Here is a 22,312-nt window from a genome sequence, read left to right as displayed (position 1 = left end):
ATGAGACAGCACGCCCCCGACGGGCTGCCGGATCGCATCCGGCACTTCATCGACGGGAAGTTCGTCGACAGCGTCGACGGCGACACCTTCGACGTGCTCAACCCCGTCACCAACCAGGTCTACATCAAGGCCGCGGCCGGGAAGAAAGCAGACATCGACCTCGCGGTCGCCGCGGCGCAGCGGGCCTTCGACGGCACGTGGCCGAGGCTGCTGCCCCGCCAGCGCTCGCGGGTGCTGCACCGGGTGGCCGACCTGGTCGAGGCGCAGGACAAGCGGCTCGCCGAGCTGGAGACGTGGGACACCGGCCTGCCGATCACGCAGGCGCTCGGCCAGGCCCAGCGCGCCGCCGAGAACTTCCGGTTCTTCGCGGACCTGATCGTCGCTCAGCGCGACGACACCTACAAGGTGCCCGGCCGCCAGGTGAACTACGTGAACCGCAAGCCCAAGGGCGTCGCGGGCCTCATCACGCCGTGGAACACCCCGTTCATGCTCGAGTCCTGGAAGCTCGCCCCCGCGCTGGCCACCGGCAACACCGTGGTGCTCAAGCCGGCCGAGTTCACCCCGCTGTCGGCATCGCTGTGGGCGGAGATCTTCCGCGAGGCGGGCGTGCCTGACGGTGTCTTCAACCTGGTCAACGGCTTCGGCGAGGACGCCGGCGACGCGCTGGTGAAGCACCCCGACGTGCCGCTGATCTCGTTCACGGGCGAGAGCCGCACCGGGCAGATCATCTTCGGCAACGCGGCGCCGCACCTCAAGGGCCTCTCCATGGAGCTCGGCGGCAAGTCGCCGGCCGTGGTCTTCGCCGACGCGGACCTGGAAGCGGCGCTGGACGCGACGGTGTTCGGGGTGTTCTCGCTCAACGGGGAGCGCTGCACGGCCGGCAGCCGCATCCTGGTCGAGCGGTCCGTCTACGACGAGTTCGTGGAGCGTTACGCCGAGCGCGCGAAGAACATCGTGGTCGGCGACCCGCACGACCCCGCGACCGAGGTCGGGGCGCTCGTGCACCCCGAGCACTACGACAAGGTCATGAGCTACGTCGAGATCGGCAAGAACGAGGCCCGTCTCGTCGCGGGTGGTGGCCGTCCGGAGGGCCTCCCCGAGGGCAACTACGTCGCCCCGACCGTCTTCGTCGACGTCAAGCCGGACGCCCGGATCTTCCAGGAGGAGATCTTCGGCCCGGTTGTCGCGATTACCCCGTTCGACAGCGACGAGGAGGCTCTCAAGCTCGCCAACGGCGTCAAGTACGGCCTCGCGGCGTACATCTGGACGAACGACCTCAAGCGCGCCCACACGTTCTCCCAGAGCGTCGACGCGGGCATGGTCTGGCTCAACTCGAACAACGTGCGCGACCTGCGCACCCCGTTCGGCGGCGTGAAGGCCTCCGGCCTGGGCCACGAGGGCGGCTACCGGTCGATCGACTTCTACACGGATCAGCAGGCCGTGCACATCACCCTAAACGAGGCCCACTCGCCGCGCTTCGGCCGCGGACCCGAGGCGGCCACGTCGTTCACGACGCAGAAATGAGCGAGGAAAGCACCGTGACCACCGACATCCCCACCCCGAAGGCTCCGGCGCCCGACATCATCCGGTGCGCGTACATGGAGCTGGTCGTCACCGACCTGCGGAAGTCGCGCGAGTTCTATGTCGACCTGCTCGGTCTCGTCGTCACGAAGGAGACCGAGAACGAGATCTACCTGCGGACGTTCGAGGAGTTCATCCACCACAACCTCGTGTTGCGTCAGGGCCCGGTGGCCGCTGTCGCCGCCTTCGCCTACCGGGTTCGCTCTCCCGAGGAGCTCGACAAGGCCGTCGCGTTCTACACCGAGCTCGGCTGCCGTGTCGAGCGCCGCACGGAGGGGTTCGTCAAGGGCATCGGCGACGCGGTCCGCGTCCAGGACCCCCTCGGGTTCCCGATCGAGTACTTCTACGAGGTCGAGCACGTCGAGCGCCTCGCCTGGCACTACCAGTTGCACACCCCGGGTGCGCTGGTCCGCCTCGACCACTTCAACCAGGTCACGCCGGACGTCCCGCGCGCGGCGAAGCACATGGTGGACCTCGGCTTCAGGGTGACGGAGGACATCGAGGACGCCGAGGGCACCGTGTACGCCGCATGGATGCGCCGCAAGCCGACCGTGCACGACACCGCGATGACCGGTGGCGACGGCCCGCGCATGCACCATGTCGCCTTCGCGACCCACGAGAAGCACAACATCATCGCGATCTGCGACAAGATGGGCGCTCTGCGCATCTCCGACCGGATCGAGCGCGGCCCGGGCCGTCACGGCGTCTCGAACGCGTTCTACCTCTACATCCTCGACCCGGACGGCCACCGCGTGGAGATCTACACGCAGGACTACTGGACCGGTGACCCGGACAACCCGCTCGTCACGTGGGACGTCCACGACAATCAGCGTCGCGACTGGTGGGGTAACCCGGTCGTTCCGAGCTGGTACACCGAGGCGTCGGCGGTGCTCGACCTCGACGGCAACCTGGTGCCGGTCGTGAAGCGCACGGACAGCAGCGAGATGGCCGTGACGGTCGGCGCGGACGGCTTCTCCTACACCCGTGAGGGCGACGTCGAGCGCGGCTTCAAGCTCGGCGAGCAGCTGTGAGCCGGCCTCATCCCTGGGCGCGTGGTTCTTCGCCCACGTCCAGGGATGAGGGCCCTGCGCTCGCGTAGAGATCGGCGATCGCGGCACTGAGACGCTCGCGGGCGGTGGCGGCGGGGGTGACGTCGATGAGCACGTAGAAGGCGAGTCCCTCGGCCAGGGCCACGAGGCCGGCCGCCACCTCGCGGGCGTCCAGGGCGGCGGGGATGTGCCCGGCCTGCTGGTCCCTGCGCACGAGATCGGCCATCTGCCGGTGGAAGTCGTCGTAGAGCAGGCGCACTTTGGCGGCGATGGCCTGGTCGGCCAGTGCCAGGGCGTTGAAGGACTGGCGTACCCGCATGTGGGCTTCGGTCGCGGGATCGGCGGGGATCAGCTCGCCGAGCACGGCGGTGAGCACCAGGCGGGGCCGCGTCGTGGCGATCTGGACCGCGGTCGGCCTCGCCGGCGGCGCGTCGGGCAATCTCCTCAGCGGCGCGCTGACCGGGTATCTGACCTGGCGCTCGACCCTGCTGATCAACGTGCCGATCGGCGCGGTCGCCGCCGCACTTGCCGTGGCCGTACTGCCGGGCGCACCGGTCCGCGCTCGCACGGGCCGTCTCGATGTGGCGGGGGCCGGTGTTGGTCACGTCCGGCCTGGCGGCGCTGACCTATGGTCTGACGTCCGTCCCCGTCCGCGGCTGGGCCGATGCCGTCACCGCCGCGCGCTGGTCACCGCCCTGGCCGCCCTGGCGGCGTTCGTGGCGGTCGAGGCGCGCTGGGCGCGGGAGCCACTGGTTCCGCCGCGTCTGTTCCGCTCCCGCGCGATCTGGCTGGGCAACCTGGAGATGCTGCTGGCCGGAGCGGCCTTCCAGATCCCGATGTGGTACTTCCTGACCCTGTATCTGCAGCAGGTGCTCGGCCTGGACGCGCTGCGGACCGGCCTGGCGTTCCTGCCGCACACGCTGGTGATGCTCGTCGTCGGCCTGCGCCTGACGCCATGGCTGATGCGGCGGGTGGGCACCCGGCCCCTGGTCGTCGCCGGGGCGCTCGTCGCGGCGGCCGGGTTCGCCTGGCAGAGCCGAATCACCGCCGACGACACCTATATTTCGGCCGTGCTCGGACCGGGGATCGCGCTGGCGGTGGGCGGCGGCCTGCTCACCACGCCGCTGACCGTCGTCGTCACCTCCGGGGTGCCCTCCGCCGACGCGGGCGCGGCGTCCGGGCTGATGAACACCGCCAAACAGACCGGCGGGGTGCTCGGCCTGGCCGCGCTGGTCGCGCTGACCGGCCGGCACTCCGGGACAGCGCAGGCCACCGTGGCCGGTTACGGCCGGGCGTTCGCGATCACAGCCGTGGTCCTGGTCGTCGTCGCGGTCCTCGGCGGGGTCCTTCCGAACCGCCGGGACGGGAGATCGGCGACCGCATCGACGGACCCGCGGACAGCCGGCGCGTGAATCGCGTTCAGCCTACGGTGACGTGAAGTTAGATTCTGCATCGGCGGAGTGGGAGGAAGGAATCCCTGCTGGACGTCATCGACCGGCCGGCGTCCGCAGGCGATGAGATCTTTCTCACGCCCCTCTGCGTCATCCCTAACCTCACGTCACGGTAGGTTGTGGGACGTGCTCACGTCCGTGAGCCTCGTCCTGGCTCCCGAGTGTGCCAGGTCTCCTCGCTTACGCTGCGACGACCCCGCTTGTGCCGTGCCATGGACACCCACGTGTTCATGGCCTTTTGTCCTGGATTGGCGCTGTCTTGTCTTTTCAACCCCCGGCGGTCGCCGGCCGCCTTGACCTCCGCAACGCGCTGCGCACGTTCGCTCCCCGAGTCCTGCGCACCGAGTTGCTCTCCGGCCTGGTCGTCGCGCTCGCCCTGATCCCCGAGGCGATCTCGTTCTCGGTCATCGCCGGCGTCGACCCGCGCATCGGCCTGTTCGCCTCGTTCACCATGGCGGTCACGATCGCCGTCGTCGGCGGCCGCCCCGCCATGATCTCGGCCGCCACCGGTGCGATCGCCCTGGTCGTCGCCCCGCTCGCGCGGGAGCACGGGCTGGGCTACCTGATCGCCACCGTCGTCCTCGGCGGTCTGTTCCAGGTCGTGCTCGGCGCACTCGGCGTGGCCCGGCTGATGCGGTTCGTGCCGCGCAGCGTGATGGTCGGCTTCGTCAACGCCCTGGCCATCCTCATCTTCATGGCGCAGGTGCCCGAGCTGACCGACGTGCCGTGGGCGGTCTACCCGCTGGTCGCCGGCGGCCTGGCGCTGATGGTCCTGTTCCCGAGGATCACCCGGGTGGTGCCCGCGCCGCTGGTGTCCATCGCGATCCTCACCGCCGTCACCCTGGGCGCCGGTCTGGCCGTGCCCGCCGTCGGCGACAAGGGCAGCCTGCCGTCCTCGCTGCCCGTCCCGCAGCTGCCCGACGTGCCCTTCACGCTCGACACGCTCACCCTCATCGCCCCCTACGCGCTCGCCTTCGCGCTGGTCGGCCTGATGGAGTCGCTCATGACCGCCAAACTGGTCGACGACATCACCGACACCCGCTCCAACAAGACCCGCGAGTCCATCGGCCAGGGCATCGCCAACATCGTCACCGGCCTGTTCGGCGGCATGGGCGGGTGCGCCATGATCGGCCAGACGATGATCAACGTGAAGAACGGCGGCGCCCGCACCCGGCTGTCGACCTTCGCCGCCGGTGTCTTCCTCATGGTGCTCTGCATCGTCTTCGGCCCCTGGGTCTCGAAGATCCCCATGGCCGCCCTCGTCGCGGTGATGATCCTGGTGTCGTTCGGCACCTTCGACTGGCACTCGGTCGCGCCGGCCACGCTGCGGCGCATGCCGTACGGCGAGACCATCGTCATGGTGACGACGGTCGCCGTCGTCGTCGCCACCCACAACCTGGCGATCGGCGTCGTCGTCGGCAGCATCGCCGCGATGGTGATCTTCGCGCGGCGGGTGGCGCACCTGGCCAACGTCACCGCCTGCCTCGACCCGGACGGCGGGCAGGTCGTCTACGCCGTCACCGGCGAGCTGTTCTTCGCCTCCAGCAACGATCTGGTCTACCAGTTCGACTACGCCGGCGACCCCGACGACGTCGTGATCGACCTGACCGGCGCGCACATCTGGGACGCCTCTTCGGTCGCCGCCCTCGACGCGGTGGAGAACAAGTACGCCGCGCGCGGCAAGAAGGTCACCGTCGTCGGTCTCAACAAGCCCAGCGCCGAACTCCACAAGACCTTGGCCGGGCAGCTCACCGGCGGCCACTGACACCCGTCACCTCCGGCGCGAACAGCTCCCCGGCCGCTCCACCAGGGCCTATACCTCGCATATACCGGCGTCTTCGATGCTCGGGCCCGCCCGCACACTCACGCGAAGAGAAGGCGACCATGCGACGGGGGCTGCCGGGGCAGGGCATGGCCGGGGGAGAGGCGGCGGGCACCTCGGCCGATCGAAGCTCGCCGCGGCGACCGGCCTCGCGAGGGGTGACGGTGTTCGAGTTCGACGTTCTCGGACCGCTGCGGGTGAGCCGCGACGGGGTGCCCGTCCCGCTGGGCGCGGCGATGCTGCGACGCCTGCTGGCGGCCCTGCTGTGCACGCCGGGCAGGCCGGTGGCGGTGCCGGCGCTGATCGAGGTCCTGTGGGGGAACACGCCGCCGCGCAGCGCGCACAAGACCCTTCAGATATACGTGCTGCGACTGAGGCAGGCGATGGGCGAGCGCGACCGGGTCGTCCACGACACCGGCGGTTACGCCGTCACCGTACTGCCGCCGGAGCTGGACGCGCTGCGCTTCCAGGAGCTCACGGCGGCGGGGCGGGCCGCCAGGAGGAACGCGGATCCGGCGAAGGCGGGCATGCTGTTCGAGCGTGCGCTCGGTCTGTGGCGGGGGCCCGCCTACGCCGACATCGGGGACGTGGCGCTGGTGGCCGACGAGGCCCGGCGGCTTGAGGAGGAGCGGCTGCTGACCTGTGAGGAGCTGGCCGTCGTCAGCCTGGCCCGTGGCCGCCACGCGGAGCTGGTCACCGGCCTGACCGAGATGGCCGAGCTGCATCCGTACCGGGAGCGGCTGCACGCCTGCCTGATGCTGGCCCTGAGCCAGGCCGGGCGCCAGGTCGAGGCGTTACGGGTCTACCAGCGGACGCGGGCCGTGCTCGGCGAGGAACTCGGCGTGGAACCCGGCCGGATGCTGCGACGGGTGCACGAGGCGATCCTGCGTGATGAAGCGACCGGCCCGCTCGTCGACGAGTTCCTCGGGCCGGAGGGGACGGTCTGCGCGGACGGGCGCGCCGCGTACCTCGAAGCCGGAAACCCCGCCGGGGACGATGCCGGGAGTGACGCGGAGGGCCGGGCGGGTGAGGGGTGGTCGGCGCCCGCGACGACCGTGCCGTGCCATCTGCCACCTGACATCGCGGACTTCACCGGACGCCAGGACACGGCGGAGTCGCTGCGGCTGTGGCTCACCGGCGCGGACGGACACTCCGCCGCGACGCCGGTCGTGGCGCTGTACGGCGGGGCGGGCACCGGCAAGACGACGCTCGCGGTCCACGTCGCCCACCGCCTGCGGGAGACGTTCACCGACGGCCGGCTCTACATCGCCCTCGGCGGGACCAGCCCGCGGCCGATCGACCCGGCCGAGGCGCTGGCGCGGTTCCTGATCGCCCTCGGGGTGGACGGGCGGGCGGTGCCCGACGGGGCCGAGGAGCGCGGGAAGCTGTTCCGCAGCGTCCTGGCCGATCGCCGTGTGCTGGTCGTGCTGGACGACGCCGCGGGCGAGGAGCAGGTCAGGCCGCTCCTGCCGGGCGGTGCGGGCTGCGCCGTACTGGTGACGAGCAGGCGCGGGGTCGCCGGGTTGAGCGCCCGCTCCGTCCGCGTCGGCCCGCTCGACCCAGCATGCGCGTCGGAGTTGCTCGGCCGGATCGCCGGGCCGGATCGGGTGGCGGCGCGACCCGCGGTCGCGGCCGAGATCGTCCGGCTCTGCGGTCACCTGCCTCTGGCGATACGGATCGCCGGGGCGAAACTGGCGCTGCGCGAGCACTGGCACCTCGAACACCTGGCGGATCGCCTGCGAGTGGAGCAACAGCGCCTGGACGAGCTCGTCGTCGGCGACCTGTCGGTCCGGGCGGGGCTGGCCGCCGACTACAGCATGCTCGACGAGACCACCCGGCGGGCGCTGCGGATGCTCGGCCTGCTCGACGCTCCCGACTTCGCCGCCTGGGTGCTCGCGGCGGCCCTCGACGTGACGGTGCGCGAGGGCGAGACGTACGCCGATCTGCTCGTCGACGCCCAGCTGCTGAGCTGCGAGGGCAGTGACGAGAACGGCCAGTTCCGCTATCGCTTCCGTGATTTCGTACGGCCCTTCGCGCGGGAACGTGCCGAGCTGGAGGAGACCGCCGGCGAACGGGAGAAGGCGATCACCCGTGTTCTCGGCGCGCTGCTCGCGATGGCCGAGGCCGCGGAGTGCGGCCTGCCGGAACGCGTGGCCTCCGGCATCCGTGGCGCGGCCCCTCGCTGGTACGCCGACCCCGCCACCACCAGGGCCCTGGTGGGCGATCCGGCGGCCTGGTTCGACAGCGAGCGGCTGACCCTGCTGGCGGGGGTGGCGCAGGCCAGCCGGCTCGGTCTGGACGAGCCGGCCTGGGAGCTGTCCGCCAGGGCGGTCAATTACTACGCCTTCCGCGGCCACTACCGGGACTGGTCCTCCTCACACGACCTGGCGCTGCGGGCATGCGCGCTGGCCGGCAACCATTGGGGCGAGGCGGTGATGACGCGCAACCTCGGCTACCTGCGCACGACAGGAGTGGAGCCGCGGCATGGCATGGCCCCGGAGAAGACCGAGGCGGCCCTCGCGGTGTTCCTCGCGGCGGGGGAACGGCACGGCGTGGTCGACCTGTTGTGCCTGCGGGCGTTCGCGCTGTGCCGCGCGGGCGACCCCGACCAGGCCCGCGCGGTGGCGGACGAGGCGATGGCCGTGGCTGAGGAGATCGGCTACGAGCTCGCCCTGAGCCGTTTCTGGTACGTCCGCGCCGTCACGCACCGGGAGCAGGGAGACCACAGGGCGGCGGCCGCCTGCGCGGAACGCTCGCTCCGACTGGCGATCCGTGGAGGCAGCGTCCTGGCCAGGACTCTCGCCTTGCGGGAGATGGCCGCCGCCTGCCGCGACGACACCGCGTTGACGCGCATCTCCCATCAGCTGTGGGAGGGCCTGCAGACATGCCGGCGGCGGAGCGAGCCGCTGCTCGAGGCGTACCTCATGCTCGCCCTCGGCGACCTGTCCCTGCGGTTCGGGCGCCGGGATCCGGCGAAGCTGATCGAGCAGGCGCTGGCCGTGTTCGACGAGTACGCGGTCCCGTTGGGACGGGCCGCCGGGCTCCGCGTCCTGGGTCAGTCTCACCGTGCCAACGGCCGGGCGGACCTGGCGGTACGCACGCTCGACGACGCGGTGCGCACGGCGCGGGGGCTGCACGACCTCCACGAGCAGGCGCTCGCGCTGAGAGCCCTCGGGCAGGCCCACCACGACCGCGGCGAGCAGGAGGCGGCCGCACGGTCCTGGGCGGCGGCCCACCGGCTGTTCCAGCGGCTCGGCAACACCGCCGAGGCCGCCGAGATCGCCGTGGCGGGCGCGGACGGGGTCTCGCCCGATCATGTCAACCTGCGGATGACGACGCCCAGGACCTCGCTCACCGGCAGATAACCCCAGTGCCGCGAGTCACTGCTGATGGGGCCGTCGCCGAGGACCACCAGCCGGTCGGCCGGGACCACGTCGCCCGGCACGGCGTGCACGCCCGGCGCGACCTGGTCGGGCACCGTGTCGCCCGGCATCGCGGCGACCCGCTTGATCAGCCACTCCGTCCCGCGCAGTCCGGGCGTGCGTCCCGAAGAGCCCGCGCCGTCCGGCTGGAGGCGCCGGAAGACCACCACCTGGCCGCGCCGCAGGACGGCCCGCCCGCCGCGCCGGATGAGCACCCGATCTCCGGGCTGGTACGTCGGAACCATGCTCGTCCCGGCCACCCGTACCACGACGAAGCGGCGCCGGGCCGCGACAATCCCTGCCGCCACGGCCAGCGACAGCAGAATGACGAGATATCGCATGATCACCCCTTCGGCCTGGTCGGGCGATCGCGATTCTGAACGGCTCCGGTAGCGCCGCGGTAGCGGGACGCCTGCGGCCCATCGCGCAACCGGCCGCAACCGCGGCGAAGGCGGCACCACGCATCCTCACAGAGCGGGCGGCCTACCACGCCCGAACCCAGCGAAGGGACAACACATGATCCGCACTCTGAACCGCCTGGGAGACCGCCTACTCGAAAGGCTCCTCCCCGGCGCCGAAGCCCAGGCCGAGACGTGTTACATGGTGGGGTCCGTATATGGCCCGCCCGGTTACGAGTGCCACCACGAAAAGCATTGCTACCCGAACCCCACCGGCGCCATCTGCGTGAAGTACATCCGTTCAGACTGCGGCACTTGGTACAACGTGGGTTTCTGCTGACGCGGGGTAACAGGTCCCATGGTCTATGCCGTGCTGACTGTCCGGCTCGTGCTGATGGGGGTCTTCCTGGTCTCCGTCCTCACCAAGCTGCGCACGCGGCAGGCCTTCGGTGATTTCACCACGGCGGTACGGCGACTCGGCGGCGTTCCCATGCGTCTCGGGACGCCCGCCGCCGTGGTGGTCGTCACCGTCGAGGCCGGAACCGTCGTCATGCTGGCGGCGCCCGGTCTGGACGGCGACGCCAGGGCGGGCCTCCTGCTCGCCGGGGGTCTGCTCCTCGGGTTCGCCGCGGTCCTGGTGACGGCGCTGCGGCGCGGAACGACCGTCGCGTGCCGATGCTTCGGCGGATCGGACGAGCCGGTCAACCGCCGGCACGTGGCGCGCAACGCCGTTCTCGTCGCGTGCGCGATGGCGGGGGCCGCCATGACGTCCGTGGCGGGCGGCACGCCCGTCGCGCCGCCCGCCGCCGCGCTCTGCCTGCTCGGGGCCTCGGTCGCCGTCGGCGCCGTCGTGCTCCTCGACGACCTGCTCCACCTCCTCCGCTGACCCTCGAATCGAAGGGAACGCCCATGGCCGTCCTGGCCGCCGCCGTCGTCCTGCTCGGCGGGCTCGTCCTGGTGAACCTGCTCCTGACCGGCGCGGTCATCAGGAAACTCCGGAAAATCACCAAGGAGTCCCTTGCCGGGAGAGTTCCCGGAAGCCCCGGACTCGCCGTGGGCGCCGAGGTCCCGGCCTTCTCCGCGCTCACAGTCACGGACAGGAAGGTCACCACGGACGACTTCGCGGGCGAGCGCACCCTCGTCGGGTTCTTCAGCACCGACTGCCCGCACTGCCTGCCGAAGGCGCCCGCCTTCGTCGCAACCGCCCGTGACGCCGCCGCCGACGGCGTACGGGCGCTGGCGGTGGTGGTGGAGGGCGAGAAGAGAACCGCCGAGCTGCTCGCCGCCCTGACGGACGACGTGAGCGTCGTCGTGGAGAGCGAGGGCGGCGCGATGGCGGACGCGTTCGAGGTCAGGGCCTTCCCGTCGTTCTTCCTGGTCGGCCCCGACGGGACCGTCGCCGGCAGCAGCCTGAAGCCGGAGCTGCCGGCGGCCGTGCCGTCCCCGGCCTGACCGGCGTGAGGTCACGACTCGGGCCGCTGCGGCTCACCCTGGCGCTCGTCTGGCGCGCCGGACCGGTTCTCGCCCTGGGCCAGCTCGTCATGGCGGTTCTGAACGGCGCCTCGCCCGTCGCGATCACGTGGCTCACCAAGCTTCTGATCGATCGCCTGACCACCGGGTCGGGCCCCTCGACGACGCCGCTTGCCGCCGCGATGGCCGTGCTCGGAGCTCTGACCGCGCTGCTGCCCCACCTGTCCGGGTACGTCCAGCGGGAGCAGCAGCGCCGCATCGCATGGCGCACCAGCGACGAACTGTTCACCGCGGTGTGCCGGATGCAAGGACTGACCAGGCTGGAGAACCCGGATTTCCACAATCGGCTCCAGCTGGCCCAGCAGTCCGCCCAGACCGCCCCGCAACTCGTCGCCGAGTCGGCGCTCGGAGCGGCACGCGGCGGCATCACCATCACCGGGTTCCTGGGCGCGCTCGCCACGCTCAGCCCGCTACTCGCCGCCGTCGTGGCCGCGGCCGCCGTACCCGAACTGATCGTCCAGCTCAGGCTCGGCCGCCGCCGGGCGTACCTCCGCCTGGAGATCGCCCCCGCGGAACGCCGCCGGATGTTCTACCAGACCCTGATGCTCGACCACCAGGCCGCCAAGGAGATCCGGCTGTTCGGCATCGGAGGCTTCCTGCGGCGGCGCATGCTGGGCGAACTGGCCGCCGAGCAGCGGGCGGAACGCCGGATGGACCTGACGGCCATCCGCTACAACGGGGCGCTCACCGCCCTCAGCACGGTCATCGCGGGCGCCGCGCTGATCGTGCTGGTCTCCCGGATAGCGGGGGGCCAGGCCGGCATCGGCGATCTGGCCGTTCTCACCGCCGCTCTCGCCGGCACCCAGTCCTCCCTCTCCGGCATGGTGATCCAGCTGGCACACCTGAACGAGGCACTCGTCCTGGCCGGCCACTACGCGCATGTCGTGACCACGGGACCCGACCTGCCGGAACCCGCCACCGGTGGCGACGTGCGACCACTGCGGCGCGGCATCGAACTCCGCGATGTCTGGTTCCGGTACGACCCCGGCCATCCCTACGTGCTCCGCGGCCTGAACCTGACCATCCCGTACGGGCGGAGCGTCGCCCTGGTCGGCCTGAACGGCGCGGGCAAGAGCACCATAGTCAAGCTCCTGTGCCGCCTGTACGACCCCGAGCGCGGCAGTGTCCGCTGGGACGGCACCGACCTGCGCGAACTGCGCATCGACGACCTGCGCCGCCGGATCGGAGCCGTCTTCCAGGACTACATGGCCTACGACCTCACCGCAGCGGAGAACATCGCCGTCGGCGCCGTCGACTCCCTCGATCAGCCGGAACGGATCCACGAGGCGGCCCAGCGGGCGGACATCCACGAAAAACTCGCGAGCCTTCCTCGCGGCTACGACACCATCTTGTCGCGGTTCTTCGCCCCCGACCCGGACGACGATCCCGGCCAGGGCGTACTGCTCTCCGGCGGGCAGTGGCAGCGCGTCGCCCTCGCCCGCGCCCTTCTCCGCGCGGACACCGCCGACCTGCTCATCCTCGACGAGCCCAGCTCGGGACTCGACCCCGAGGCCGAATACGCCATCCACCAGCGACTCCGCGACTACCGCAGCGGCCGTACGAGCCTTCTCATCTCGCACCGTCTCAACACGGTGCGCGGCGCGGACCACATCGTCGTCCTCGCCGACGGCCGGATAGCCGAACAGGGCACCCATGACGAGCTGATGGCCCTCGGCGGCGAGTACGCCCGCCTGTTCACGCGTCAGGCAGCCGATTTCCAGCTCAGCCAGTCCACCGGCGCCGCCGGCGTCGCGCGCCCTGCTCGGCGAACAACCACTCATGCTTCCGGGCCGAGGCCCGCGTAGGTGCGGCAGTCAGCCCGCGTCGCCGGCAGGTTCCAGGCCCGCATGATCTCCATGAAGTCGGCCCAGCACCAGGTCGCCGCGTCGAGTTCGGCCAGGGTACGCACGGCCCGCCGCTGGAGTTCGGTCAGCTCCTCGAACGCGGGCAGCGGGCGAAGGGCGCCATCAGGGCACGTCAGCCGCAGTGCGGTGGTCGCCATGGGAACGCGGCCCTTTCCGCGCTCTGCCGCAGGCCCCGCAGCACGCTCTCGACGGCCTCCTCGGGGAGCCGATCGCCCAGCCGGGCCAGGGTGCGCGCCGCGTACCCCCGCGAATCCCCGTCGAGGAAGCCCACACCGTCTGCGGGCGGGTCGGCGCAGGCCGCCAACAGTGCGGCGATCACATCGGGTCCGACGACGCCGAGCCGCGCGAGCGCCACCGCCGCGGCCACAGCTGCGCGGGGTCCGTCGCCCGCATCCGCTCCGCCGCGATGTCGAAGCCGCCCGGCAGGTGCGCTTGGTCGTATCCGATCGCCAGGGCGGCGAGCAGGTACACGAGCTCGGGCCGTGCCGGTGTCGCCGGATCGACGGCCAGGCGTGCCAGGAACGGGACGGCGTACGCGCTCGCCTGATATCTGCTGCCCTGATGGAAGATGTTGCCGTAGAGCTCGTCCAGGGCGCGTTCCCGCCTGCCGGGAGATGTGGAGCGCAACGCCCGCAGCAGCTTCGGGACGTCTCGCGCACTGCCGTAGGCGTGCTCCAGTTTCCTCCAGGGAATCTCGTCCAGCCCCTCCAGCGCATCGCCGTTCCTCATGGGCCGCAGTCTGCCGGGCGCCACCGACATTCCGCCCGCCGCCCAGGGCGTGCTCGACCAGACGGCCGGTCGAGCAAGGCGTCGGAGGAATGTCGGTCATGATCTGTACCGTCCCGGGCCATGGCTGATGCGGTGCTGGCGTACTCCTACGTGCGTTCCTCCGGGCTCGACCTCTCCTCTGGTCTGCTCGACCTGTCCACCTCTGGGGGCATGACCCCCAGCGGGCCGGCCTCCCACCCCGCGTTCTTCAGCGGCCTGCTGACACGGGCGGCGCCGGCGGCGGCCGGGCTGCTCGGTGTCGCCGACGTGGCTCGGGCCCGCTACTACGACGCCCGGCCCACCGGGATCGTTCGTGATCCGGTGGTGACGTGCAACGGCGACCGGTTGCGCTTCGAGTCCTTCTCCGCCTGCGGCGGCGTCTATGCCCGGCTGGATGTCCTGCAGCAGGCCCTCGACGGCGAAGTCGTCGAGCTCGGCACCACCAACGTGGACGTCAACGACCCGCTGCGGCGGGCGCTGGTCCGGGTCGGCGGCAACGACCCTCTGCACCTGCGGGTCGGCGCCGAGGAGCTGGTGGCCACCACGCTCGACGGCGCGGTGGTGGAGAAGAAGGTGCCGCTGCCCAAGCGGTGGGTGCGGGGCTTCGCCGAGGTGCAGGTCATCGCCTCGGGATTCGACCTGCGCGCGGAGTTGACCGGACCGGAGGCGGTGCGGTTCCTGCGGTCGCTGCCGAGGCGCGGGGTGCTGTGGGCGGTGCCTGCCGGGAGGTCGCTGCGGCTGTCGGCCTGCCCGGCGGCCGGCGCGGTCTGCCTGCCCGGCCCCGACCGGCTGGCTACCCTGCTGCCTCTGCTGCGCTTCGCCACCGGCCTGCGGGTGTACGGCCCGCCCGTCCCGGCGCATGGGCTTCCGGTCGCGAGCGCCTGGGAGCTGGAGCTCCCCGGCATGCGTTACGTGCTGACCCTGTCGCCGGAGCCGCGCAGGGGGTTCTCCGGGGAGGGCGCGGTGCTGGACGACCTGGCCACCGCCCACGCGCGGGAAGACGCCGACCTGGTCGGCGCGATGCTGGCGTTCGAGCCGCGCCTGGACGCCGATCTGCTGGCGGAACGGTGCGGGCTGCCCAGGGACCGGATCCGTGCCGCGCTGACGCAGCTCGGCACGGCGGGCCGGGTCGGTTACGACGTGGCCGAGGCGGCGCACTTCCACCGGGAGCTGCCCTACGACCCCGGCCGGGTGGCGGCGATGAATCCTCGGCTGAAGGCGGCCAGGGACCTGGCCCAAAGGGGAGCCGTCCGGTTCACCGCACCCGACACCGCCGTGGTGGGGGAGCGGCGGGTGCGGCTGACTCCGGACGGCCCGATCTGCACGTGCCCCTGGTACGCCGACTTCCGGGGCAGCCGCGGCCCGTGCAAGCACGTGCTGGCAGCTCAGCAGGTGCGCGACCAGGTCGAGTCCGCCCCGAAGGGCGGCACGCGATGAACGGGTTGCCGGGCCGTATCAGGACCGGCGACGCGGAAGGCGCCGCCGATCTGCTCGAGCGGGCGGATGACGAGGCAAGGCGCGCGCTGGCGGGGCACCTGCGGACATTCGCCGGACAGGGCGGGCTCGGGAGAGGCTGGTGGGACGGCCCGCCGCATGACCCGCAGGCGCCCGCGCTGCGTGTCGCCGCCGCGGCGTGTCTCGACGACGCCGTCGAAGTCGCACATTGGCTCACCCGTCCCGACCTGTGGTTGTTCGAAGGGTACGAGGACGATGCCCGCCGCATCGTCAGGGTGGTGCGCGGCCGGCCGGCGCGGTGGCGGGCGGAACTCGTCGGCCGGCTGGCGGACGAGCACGTGTGGAGGGACGAGGCCGACGGGGGGTGGGCGCACCGGCTGTCGGCGTGGTATCCGGCCGCCCGCCTGGTGGAGGAGACCGGCATCGAGCCGCCCGGTGATTCCGCCTTCGTGCTCGGCTGGCTGTATGCCGTGGCCGGCTCCGGTGGTGGTGTCACCGATGAGCGGCTGACCCGTCATCTGGCCGGAAGCCTGCTGCGCAGCCGGGGTCTGGCGGCGGAGCTGCGTGGAACGGGAGAAGTGGCTCCCGCATGGGCCGCCGCCGTGGCGCGCCAGGCAGGCGACGGCGTACTGGAGCGCAGCACCCTGCTGGAGGGCTGCGCCGGCGCGTTCTACGACGGCGAGACCCGGCCGTTCACCGACCTCTACGCCGCCCTGCGGCCGAGCCCGGATGAGATCCCCGTCAGCGATCTGGCGCGGCTGGTGCCCACCGCCCCGGGACCGGTCGTTCAGCTCGCGGTGAGCGAGCTGCGGCGCGCGGACGACGCCGGGCTGCTTTCGGACGAGCTGTTCGCCGAAGCGGCCGAGACGCTGATGTTCCGTCCGGAGAAGAAAATCGTCCGGGCGGCCCTCACCTGGGCGCAGGCCGGCACCCGCGGCAGGCGGGAGCGGACCGGCGCCGCTCTGCGAGCGCTCGCCGCGGCCTTCGGCAGCGCTCATCGCGACATCGCCGAACGCGCCGTCGCGGCGGCGTCACGGCTGGCCGGTCACTCGGACGAGGACGGTCATGCCGCCGTCCGCGCGGCGGCGGACGCTCTCCCCGCAGATCTACGGGACGGGCTGGCCCCGGCCTTCCGCCTGGACGCGCGGCCGGTCCCCACTCCGGCCGTCTTGCCGACCCCGCCGGCGGAGGATGCCGAGCCGGTCCCTGCCGTCGAGTCGCCAGAGGAACTCGCCGAACTGGCCGTCACCGCGCGGGATCCGCTGACGGTCGAGCGGCTGCTCGCCGGGCTGGTGACGCTCGTCCACCGCGACCGCGAGGCGGTCCGCGCGGTCGTCGAGCCGGTGCTCCGCGCGAGCCGGCCGGACCTGTTCGATGCCGAGCTCGCCGCTTACGGCATCGGCGGGATGAACGACGAGCCGCATCTGCTGACGATGCGCGCCGTGCTCGCCGCGGTGGCGCCCGAGGCCGGCAGAAGGCTCCGCGGCGTCCTGAGCTTTTATCCTTTCCGCGACTGGGACCCGGCTCCCGACATCCTCGTCGTGACACGCCTGCGAGAGATCGTCCGCGAGCTCGAAACCGCGGATGTGCCGGTGCTGCTGGCCACGCCCACCGTCACGTCCGGGCACATCGACCCCATAACCTTGGTCGAGCGCATGGAGCTGCTGGAAGCGGCCGGCACCGAGCCCCTGGATGCAGACTTCCAGCAGGCGCTCCTGCGGCTACCGCGGACGATCCCCCCGGCAGCGGCCGCCCGAGCCGGGACACTGACGTCGGCCGCGGGCCGGGAGCTGGCGGCGTGGCTGCGCCGGGGCGGGCTCGCCGACCCGATGATCGGCCACCGGGTCGTGCGGCTGCCCTCCTATCAGGGCTCCGCCACGACCGTGACCCGGATCTTCCCCGCCGTACGGCCTTGCGAGGAAGACCTGCCGGGCCTCGTCCGGCGCATGTGCGTGGTCGATCCCGCCGACGCCGTGAACACCGCCTCCCGGACGATGGATTGGTGGCCCCTGCTCATGCCGTCCCACCGGGAGGTGATCACCGCCTGGATCCTGCCGCGACTTCCCCCGCTGGTCGGTTCCCGTCGGGCCGGCTTGGCACCGCTGTACCGGCTGGCGTGCGGGCAGGGGCCGGTCGGCGCGGTGACCGCCGCCGCGCTCGCCCACGGTCTCGGCTGCGAGGACGACGGCGCACGGGGCATCGCGGTCGACGCGCTGCTGGTCCACGCCGCCCGCGGCGACCTGGACGGCGAGGACCTCGGAGGGTTCCTGTCCGTCCTCACGGCGGCGGGCATGGTCAGGCTCGGCCGCGTCGTCACCGCTCTCGCGGACGCCCTGGCGGCGGGTGCGCACGCGCAGGTCTGGGCCGCCGCCGCGTGCATGCTCGCCGAGCTCCTCCCCGAAGCGCGGGAGCGACCTCGCACCGGCATGACCGACCTGCTCGGCGTCGCCGCGACCGCCGCCTCCCTCACCGGCGCCCGCCTGCGGATACCACGGCTGGCCACGATCACGGAGCGTCCCGGCGGCAGCGCCTTCGTCAGAGAGGCCCGGCGCCTCCATGAGCTGATCACCACAGGGGAGGAGACGGCATGAGCTCGTGGGCATAGGTTCTCAAGCGCCGGCTCACGCCGTCGACGGCACGGCGCAGTCTGAAAACCGCATCGTCCGCCGATCGAGGAGGGCGATCACCCGAGTGACCACTTGTGTGCGGCACGGTCAAGGATCTACTGCGGCCGTGGCGCCGCCCACGATGCCGTTCCACCCCGAGCCGGCGGCATCGGCGGCGATCGGGTCCGGTCTCCAATATGGAACGGGCCGCCGGGCGCACGTTCCTGCGCAGCGTGAGCAGGGCGCGCGGCCGCAGACTCGTCATCGACCTCTGACCCCCGGAGAAGTGAGGACACCGAACATGACGGCCACGGGCCCGCAAGGATGACACGCTTCAGAGGCCAGGGATATTTGGAGGAATGTCAATGAGTGACCGGACAGCAAAAATCGAGCTGTCAGAGGCCTTCGCCTCCGTGGGCAAGGCGCTGGCCAGTGGCAAACGGCCGGAGCTGGTAGACCTGCCGGCCCGGGGAGAGCGTTCGGTCGAGGCGTTGGCGCAGGCCGCCGGATTGAGGCTGACCACCGCCTCCAACCACCTGCAGGTGCCCTACTGCGTGCTCGCCCACGAGGCCGTACGCGCCCTGACCGCCCGGGGCCGTCCGGCGGCCCGCCTGGCCGAGGGCATGCTGGAGTGGCGGTTGGCGGATCTGCCGGTCGCGACGGGAGTCACGGCATGACCGGCCGGCAGCCGCCGGTGGTTCTGGACGGCGGCGACCGCCGCTGCGTCCTCCTGCTCATCGAGCTGCGCCGCCTGGTCGATGGCCTGGCCCCGGGCACCGTGGTGCACCTGATCGCCACTGACCCGGCCGCTCCGATCGACCTGCCCGCCTGGTGCCACCTGACCGGCCACGCCTACCTCGGTCCGGTTCCCGGCGCCCACCCCGCCACCTACGCGCTGCGGGTGTCGGTCCAGGCGAAGACCACCGACCCCGACCGCCCCTGGCACCTGCCCTCCGAGCCGTCACCTCAATAACCGCTTGTGCTGCTCACTCTGCCTGAGGCAACCTAGGATCTCTAGGAAGAAGCTAATATTCCTAGGCAATTCCTCTAGGCGCAGAAGGGCGGCATGCACATGGTGCGGGCCGGGTTGACGGCGGATCGGGTGACGCTCGCCGGTGCCGAGCTGGCGGACGAGGTCGGGCTCGAGCACGTCACCATGTCGGCGGTGGCGCGACGACTCGGGGTCAAGGACGCCAGCCTTTACGCGCACGTCCGCAGCCTCGAGGACCTGCGCGGGCGGATCGCACTGCTGGCGGCGGACGAGAAGACCATCCGCATCGCGGAGGCGACCGCCGGGCGGGCCGGAAAGGACGCACTGGTGGCGTACGCCAACGCCTGGCGGAAGTACGCCCACGACCACCCGGGCCGATACACGGCGACGCAGATCCCGATACAGATCGATCCCGAGCTCGTGGCCCGGGCGGCCGGGCCACGACGCGCCGTCGAGCTGACCTACAGCATGCTGCGCGCCTACGCACTGGAGGAACCCGACCTGACCGACGCGGTGCGGCTGATGCGCAGCACGCTCCACGGCTTCACCAGTCTTGAGGCCGCGGGCGGGTTCGCACACGCGCGCCCGGCGGAAGACACCTGGGCCCGCTGCCTCGACGCCCTGCACACGCTCCTGGAGCGCTGGCCCACGCACGACGAAGGAGACCGAACGTGACCAGCCCGGCCATCGGCCATCTACGCGTGGACGGCGCCACTCTGCACTACGAGGTGCGCGGAAAGGGCCCGCTCCTGCTGCTGATCCCCGGCGGCACGGGCGGCGCGGCCTCCTATGACGGCGTCGCCGACGAACTGGCCGCCGATTACACGGTCGCGTCCTACGACCCGCGCGGCCTGTCCCGCAGCCCACTGGACGACCCGGAAGCCCGGCAGCGGGTGGCGCAGCACGCCGACGACGCGTTCCGGCTGCTTGAGCTGCTGTCTCCGGGCGTGCCCGCCCGCGTGGCCGGCTGCAGTTCGGGGGCGATCGTCGCGCTGCATCTGCTCACCACCCATCCCGATCGGATCGAACGCGTCGTGGCGCACGAGCCGCCGGTGGTGGAGGTGCTGCCGGACGCCGCCGAGCATCGCGCGCTGCTCGCCCGCGTACAGGACACGTTCCGCCGAGAGGGGCTGATGCCCGCAGCGGCGGTGTTCGCGGCCGGCCTCAGACGGCCCGGCGCCGATCCCGTCGACGCCCGGGTGGCCACCGAACCACCCCCGCAGGCGGCGGCCCGAGTGGAGCGGACGATGGCGGACATGCCCTACTTCCTCGGGCGTATCGTGCCGAGCTTCATGTCCTACACGCCGGACGTGGATCGCCTGGAGGCTCTGTCGGACCGGCTCGTGCTCGCCGCTGGATCGGACTCACGCGGTGAGCTGCCCTACCGTCCCGCCGCCTTCCTCGCCGAGAGGTTCGGCACGTCGCTCGTCCACTTCCCGGGTGGGCACACGGGGCTCAGCACACACCCCGCCGAGTTCGGCACGCTGCTCCGCAAGGTGCTGAGCGCCACGGCTCACTGAACCCTTCTGCATGGTCCCGCGACAGCGACGCGGCAGAAGTCTCGTTGCCGAGTGTCGTATGAGGCAGCCGCCCGTTCGTCTTCCTGTTGCAGACCGATCATCGGGGTTCTGCTGGATGCGTAGCGAAGGAAGAGAGTCAACCATGAAGTACGTGCTGTTGTTCGTCGAGACCGAGGAGTTCGCCAAGCGATTGGAGGCGATGGGCGAGCTGGAGCGCGAGGCCGCCTATGAGGCGGTGGGCCGTTGGTTCGCCGAGAACTCCAATAAGATCACGCATCACGCGCATCTGTCACCCGCGCACAGCGCGACCACCGTACGTCTCGGCGGCGGCGATCCCGTCGTCACCGACGGGCCGTTCGTCGAGGGCAAGGAGGTCGTCAGCGGCTACGCCGAGGTGGAGGTGGCCGATCTGGACGAGGCGCTGAAGATGGTCAGGTCCTGGCCGGCGTGCCCGGTCGTGGAGATCCGCCCGGTCTCGTGAGCGGACCGGACGACGGCCGGAGGAGCCGGGAGGCGCTGGCCCGCGTCGTGCGCGAGCACGCGGGCCGCCTCGCGGCTTGCCTGGTGTCGCTGCTGGGCGACTTCTCCGCGGCGGAGGACCTGGTGCAGGACGCCGTGGAGACCGCGCTGCGCCGCTGGCCGGTCGAGGGCGTGCCGGACCGGCCGGACGCCTGGCTGTTCACCGTGGCCCGCCGCCGCGGCCTCGACGTGCTGCGGCGGGAGACGAACTACCGCGCCAAGCTGGCCCAGTTGCGGTGGCCGCAGCCCGCCCAGGCCGACGACCGGCTGCGGCTGATCTTCACGTGCTGCCATCCGGCGCTGTCGCCGGCGGCCCGGATCGCGCTGACCCTGCGGGTGGTGTGCGGGCTGAACACCGCGCAGATCGCCGCGGCCTTCGTCGTGCCGGAGACGACGGTGGCCCAGCGGCTCACCCGCGCCAAACGAAAGATCGCCGAAGCGGGCATCCCCTACCGGATTCCAGCCGCCGAGGAGCTGCCCGAGCGGCTGGACGCCGTGCTCGCGGTCGTCTACCTGCTGTTCAACGAGGGCTATCTGTCCAGCGGCGGCGAACGGGCCGAGGCGCGCGACCTGGTCGACGACGCCGAGTGGCTGGCCGCTCTCCTGGCCGGGCTCATGCCGAACGAGCCGGAGGTGGCCGGGCTGCTCGCGCTCATCCGCCTGCACCGGGCGCGCGGCGCGGCCCGGTTCGACCCCGCTGGGCGTCTGGTGCCACTGGCCGACCAGGACCGCGACCTGTGGGACCGCGCCGCGATCGCCGACGCGACCGCGTTGCTGACGCGCACCGCCAGAGCCCATCGCCGGCCGGGGCCGTACCAGTTGCAGGCCGCGATCGTGGCCTGCCACGCCGAGGCCGCCGGCTTCGAGCACACCGACTGGGCACAGATCCTCGTGCTGTACGACATGCTCCTGGCCGTGGCGCCCTCGCCGGTCACCCGGCTGCACCGGGCCGTCGCCCTGCGCTACGTCAAGGGGCCCGCGGCCGCGCTGGCAGAGCTGACCGGCCTGGAGGAGGCCCTGTCCCGCTACCCGCTCCTGCACGCCACCCGAGCCGAACTGCTGCGTGCCCTGGGCCAGACAGGCCAGGCGCGGCTCTCAGACGAGCGGGCGCTGGGCCTGACCGCCAACCCGGCCCAGCAGGCCCTCCTCCACCAGCGGCTGGATCTGGCTGACGGGGGACGGCTGTAGACCTGAGGGGTTGCCCGGCGGGTGGCCGCCGTCCCGGCGTACGTGTCGCTAGTTTCCGGCTACGGCGAGTGCCGGGGCTGTGGGGGGAACGGCCAGGGGCGATTGCGGGCGCGGGATCGACATGCGATGAGTCGCCGCCTTCCCCGC

The 22,312-nt window shown here is 71.9% G+C and carries 21 protein-coding genes; 16 read left to right on the top strand and 5 right to left on the bottom strand.

Annotated features, from left to right (window positions below):
• The gene (gene hpaE, locus ACQEVJ_RS26090) at positions 1–1,524 is read left to right on the top strand and encodes a 5-carboxymethyl-2-hydroxymuconate semialdehyde dehydrogenase (RefSeq protein WP_433105345.1); all 1,524 of its coding nucleotides are present in this window, start codon (positions 1–3) and stop codon (positions 1,522–1,524) included.
• A 14-nt stretch (positions 1,525–1,538) separates the two neighbouring features.
• Entirely contained in the window at positions 1,539–2,612 is a 1,074-nt protein-coding gene (gene hpaD / locus ACQEVJ_RS26085) for a 3,4-dihydroxyphenylacetate 2,3-dioxygenase (protein ID WP_433105343.1), read from the top strand.
• 7 nt (positions 2,613–2,619) lie between these two features.
• Here hpaD and ACQEVJ_RS26080 read toward each other — a convergent pair whose 3' ends face one another.
• Positions 2,620–3,006, bottom strand: a complete 387-nt coding sequence (locus ACQEVJ_RS26080; RefSeq protein ID WP_433105341.1) for a TetR family transcriptional regulator C-terminal domain-containing protein — start codon at positions 3,004–3,006, stop codon at positions 2,620–2,622.
• Here ACQEVJ_RS26080 and ACQEVJ_RS26075 point away from each other — a divergent pair.
• The 3 genes from ACQEVJ_RS26075 to ACQEVJ_RS26065 all read left to right on the top strand — a co-directional run bounded on the left by ACQEVJ_RS26075 (position 2,999) and on the right by ACQEVJ_RS26065 (position 9,268).
• Positions 2,999–4,042: an MFS transporter gene (locus ACQEVJ_RS26075; protein WP_433105339.1), complete on the top strand. Its 1,044-nt coding sequence runs from the start codon at positions 2,999–3,001 to the stop codon at positions 4,040–4,042. The genes ACQEVJ_RS26080 and ACQEVJ_RS26075 overlap by 8 nt on opposite strands.
• A 349-nt stretch (positions 4,043–4,391) precedes the next feature.
• On the top strand, positions 4,392–5,846 hold the full coding sequence (locus ACQEVJ_RS26070; protein WP_433112980.1) for a SulP family inorganic anion transporter: 1,455 nt from the start codon (positions 4,392–4,394) through the stop codon (positions 5,844–5,846).
• A gap of 119 nt (positions 5,847–5,965) precedes the next feature.
• Positions 5,966–9,268: an AfsR/SARP family transcriptional regulator gene (locus ACQEVJ_RS26065; RefSeq protein WP_433105337.1), complete on the top strand. Its 3,303-nt coding sequence runs from the start codon at positions 5,966–5,968 to the stop codon at positions 9,266–9,268.
• On the opposite strand, the gene ACQEVJ_RS26060 is transcribed toward ACQEVJ_RS26065, so the two are convergent.
• On the bottom strand, positions 9,217–9,666 hold the full coding sequence (locus ACQEVJ_RS26060) for a S26 family signal peptidase (protein ID WP_433105335.1): 450 nt from the start codon (positions 9,664–9,666) through the stop codon (positions 9,217–9,219). The two genes, ACQEVJ_RS26065 and ACQEVJ_RS26060, sit on opposite strands and share 52 nt — an antisense overlap.
• Positions 9,667–10,093: 427 nt before the next feature.
• On the opposite strand from ACQEVJ_RS26060, the gene ACQEVJ_RS26055 reads away from it, so the two are divergent.
• From ACQEVJ_RS26055 to ACQEVJ_RS26045, 3 genes are read left to right on the top strand one after another with little or no spacing between them, the layout of a single operon-like run.
• Complete coding sequence (locus ACQEVJ_RS26055) at positions 10,094–10,609, top strand: MauE/DoxX family redox-associated membrane protein (protein WP_433105333.1); 516 nt, start codon at positions 10,094–10,096, stop codon at positions 10,607–10,609.
• Between the two features lie 23 nt (positions 10,610–10,632).
• Positions 10,633–11,175 carry a peroxiredoxin family protein gene (locus tag ACQEVJ_RS26050; RefSeq protein ID WP_433105331.1) on the top strand — a complete coding sequence of 181 codons (543 nt, stop codon included), beginning with the start codon at positions 10,633–10,635 and terminating at the stop codon, positions 11,173–11,175.
• Between the two features lie 5 nt (positions 11,176–11,180).
• On the top strand, positions 11,181–13,058 hold the full coding sequence (locus ACQEVJ_RS26045) for an ABC transporter ATP-binding protein (RefSeq protein ID WP_433105329.1): 1,878 nt from the start codon (positions 11,181–11,183) through the stop codon (positions 13,056–13,058).
• Here the strand turns inward: ACQEVJ_RS26045 and ACQEVJ_RS26040 are convergent.
• From ACQEVJ_RS26040 to ACQEVJ_RS26030, 3 genes are read right to left on the bottom strand one after another with little or no spacing between them, the layout of a single operon-like run.
• Positions 13,031–13,255, bottom strand: a complete 225-nt coding sequence (locus ACQEVJ_RS26040; protein WP_433105327.1) for a hypothetical protein — start codon at positions 13,253–13,255, stop codon at positions 13,031–13,033. The genes ACQEVJ_RS26045 and ACQEVJ_RS26040 overlap by 28 nt on opposite strands.
• On the bottom strand, positions 13,231–13,437 hold the full coding sequence (locus tag ACQEVJ_RS26035; protein WP_433105325.1) for a hypothetical protein: 207 nt from the start codon (positions 13,435–13,437) through the stop codon (positions 13,231–13,233). The genes ACQEVJ_RS26040 and ACQEVJ_RS26035 overlap by 25 nt, the downstream gene beginning before the upstream one ends.
• Positions 13,434–13,847 (bottom strand): hypothetical protein, encoded by a 414-nt coding sequence (locus ACQEVJ_RS26030; protein WP_433105323.1) that lies wholly within the window; start codon positions 13,845–13,847, stop codon positions 13,434–13,436. The genes ACQEVJ_RS26035 and ACQEVJ_RS26030 overlap by 4 nt, the downstream gene beginning before the upstream one ends.
• A 120-nt stretch (positions 13,848–13,967) precedes the next feature.
• Here ACQEVJ_RS26030 and ACQEVJ_RS26025 point away from each other — a divergent pair, with 120 nt between their 5' ends.
• The 8 genes from ACQEVJ_RS26025 (at position 13,968) to ACQEVJ_RS25990 (ending at position 22,165) form a co-directional block, all read left to right on the top strand.
• Positions 13,968–15,323, top strand: coding sequence for an SWIM zinc finger family protein (locus tag ACQEVJ_RS26025; protein WP_433105321.1), 1,356 nt, complete (start codon positions 13,968–13,970; stop codon positions 15,321–15,323).
• Positions 15,320–17,932, top strand: a complete 2,613-nt coding sequence (locus ACQEVJ_RS26020) for a DUF6493 family protein (RefSeq protein ID WP_433105319.1) — start codon at positions 15,320–15,322, stop codon at positions 17,930–17,932. Before ACQEVJ_RS26025 ends, ACQEVJ_RS26020 begins: the two co-directional genes overlap by 4 nt.
• A 380-nt stretch (positions 17,933–18,312) precedes the next feature.
• On the top strand, positions 18,313–18,624 hold the full coding sequence (locus tag ACQEVJ_RS26015) for a hypothetical protein (protein ID WP_433105318.1): 312 nt from the start codon (positions 18,313–18,315) through the stop codon (positions 18,622–18,624).
• Positions 18,621–18,920 carry a sulfurtransferase TusA family protein gene (locus ACQEVJ_RS26010; RefSeq protein WP_433105316.1) on the top strand — a complete coding sequence of 100 codons (300 nt, stop codon included), beginning with the start codon at positions 18,621–18,623 and terminating at the stop codon, positions 18,918–18,920. Before ACQEVJ_RS26015 ends, ACQEVJ_RS26010 begins: the two co-directional genes overlap by 4 nt.
• Before the next feature lie 99 nt (positions 18,921–19,019).
• Positions 19,020–19,613 (top strand): TetR/AcrR family transcriptional regulator, encoded by a 594-nt coding sequence (locus tag ACQEVJ_RS26005; RefSeq protein WP_433112977.1) that lies wholly within the window; start codon positions 19,020–19,022, stop codon positions 19,611–19,613.
• Positions 19,610–20,458 (top strand): alpha/beta fold hydrolase, encoded by an 849-nt coding sequence (locus ACQEVJ_RS26000; protein WP_433105314.1) that lies wholly within the window; start codon positions 19,610–19,612, stop codon positions 20,456–20,458. Before ACQEVJ_RS26005 ends, ACQEVJ_RS26000 begins: the two co-directional genes overlap by 4 nt.
• Positions 20,459–20,600: 142 nt before the next feature.
• Positions 20,601–20,939, top strand: a complete 339-nt coding sequence (locus ACQEVJ_RS25995) for a YciI family protein (protein WP_433105312.1) — start codon at positions 20,601–20,603, stop codon at positions 20,937–20,939.
• On the top strand, positions 20,936–22,165 hold the full coding sequence (locus tag ACQEVJ_RS25990; protein ID WP_433105310.1) for an RNA polymerase sigma factor: 1,230 nt from the start codon (positions 20,936–20,938) through the stop codon (positions 22,163–22,165). The genes ACQEVJ_RS25995 and ACQEVJ_RS25990 overlap by 4 nt, the downstream gene beginning before the upstream one ends.
• Positions 22,166–22,312 lie beyond the last annotated feature (147 nt).

The organism is Microbispora sp. CA-102843 (genome assembly GCF_050936215.1).
In the GTDB taxonomy this organism is placed as follows: domain Bacteria; phylum Actinomycetota; class Actinomycetes; order Streptosporangiales; family Streptosporangiaceae; genus Microbispora.
The sequence above is the reverse complement of the archived record's forward strand: the minus strand, read 5'-3'. Positions and strand labels throughout refer to the sequence as shown.

Bases quoted from the DNA above. Each gene is read 5' to 3' on its own strand.
- hpaE (WP_433105345.1), top strand. From the start codon at position 1: ATGAGACAGCACGCCCCCGACGGGCTGCCGGATCGCATCCGGCACTTC.
- ACQEVJ_RS26065 (WP_433105337.1), top strand. From the start codon at position 5,966: ATGCGACGGGGGCTGCCGGGGCAGGGCATGGCCGGGGGAGAGGCGGCG.
- ACQEVJ_RS26060 (WP_433105335.1), bottom strand. From the start codon at position 9,666: ATGCGATATCTCGTCATTCTGCTGTCGCTGGCCGTGGCGGCAGGGATT.
- ACQEVJ_RS26050 (WP_433105331.1), top strand. From the start codon at position 10,633: ATGGCCGTCCTGGCCGCCGCCGTCGTCCTGCTCGGCGGGCTCGTCCTG.
- ACQEVJ_RS26040 (WP_433105327.1), bottom strand. From the start codon at position 13,255: ATGGCGACCACCGCACTGCGGCTGACGTGCCCTGATGGCGCCCTTCGC.
- ACQEVJ_RS26030 (WP_433105323.1), bottom strand. From the start codon at position 13,847: ATGAGGAACGGCGATGCGCTGGAGGGGCTGGACGAGATTCCCTGGAGG.
- ACQEVJ_RS26025 (WP_433105321.1), top strand. From the start codon at position 13,968: ATGGCTGATGCGGTGCTGGCGTACTCCTACGTGCGTTCCTCCGGGCTC.
- ACQEVJ_RS26020 (WP_433105319.1), top strand. From the start codon at position 15,320: ATGAACGGGTTGCCGGGCCGTATCAGGACCGGCGACGCGGAAGGCGCC.
- ACQEVJ_RS26015 (WP_433105318.1), top strand. From the start codon at position 18,313: ATGAGTGACCGGACAGCAAAAATCGAGCTGTCAGAGGCCTTCGCCTCC.
- ACQEVJ_RS26010 (WP_433105316.1), top strand. From the start codon at position 18,621: ATGACCGGCCGGCAGCCGCCGGTGGTTCTGGACGGCGGCGACCGCCGC.
- ACQEVJ_RS26005 (WP_433112977.1), top strand. From the start codon at position 19,020: ATGGTGCGGGCCGGGTTGACGGCGGATCGGGTGACGCTCGCCGGTGCC.
- ACQEVJ_RS25995 (WP_433105312.1), top strand. From the start codon at position 20,601: ATGAAGTACGTGCTGTTGTTCGTCGAGACCGAGGAGTTCGCCAAGCGA.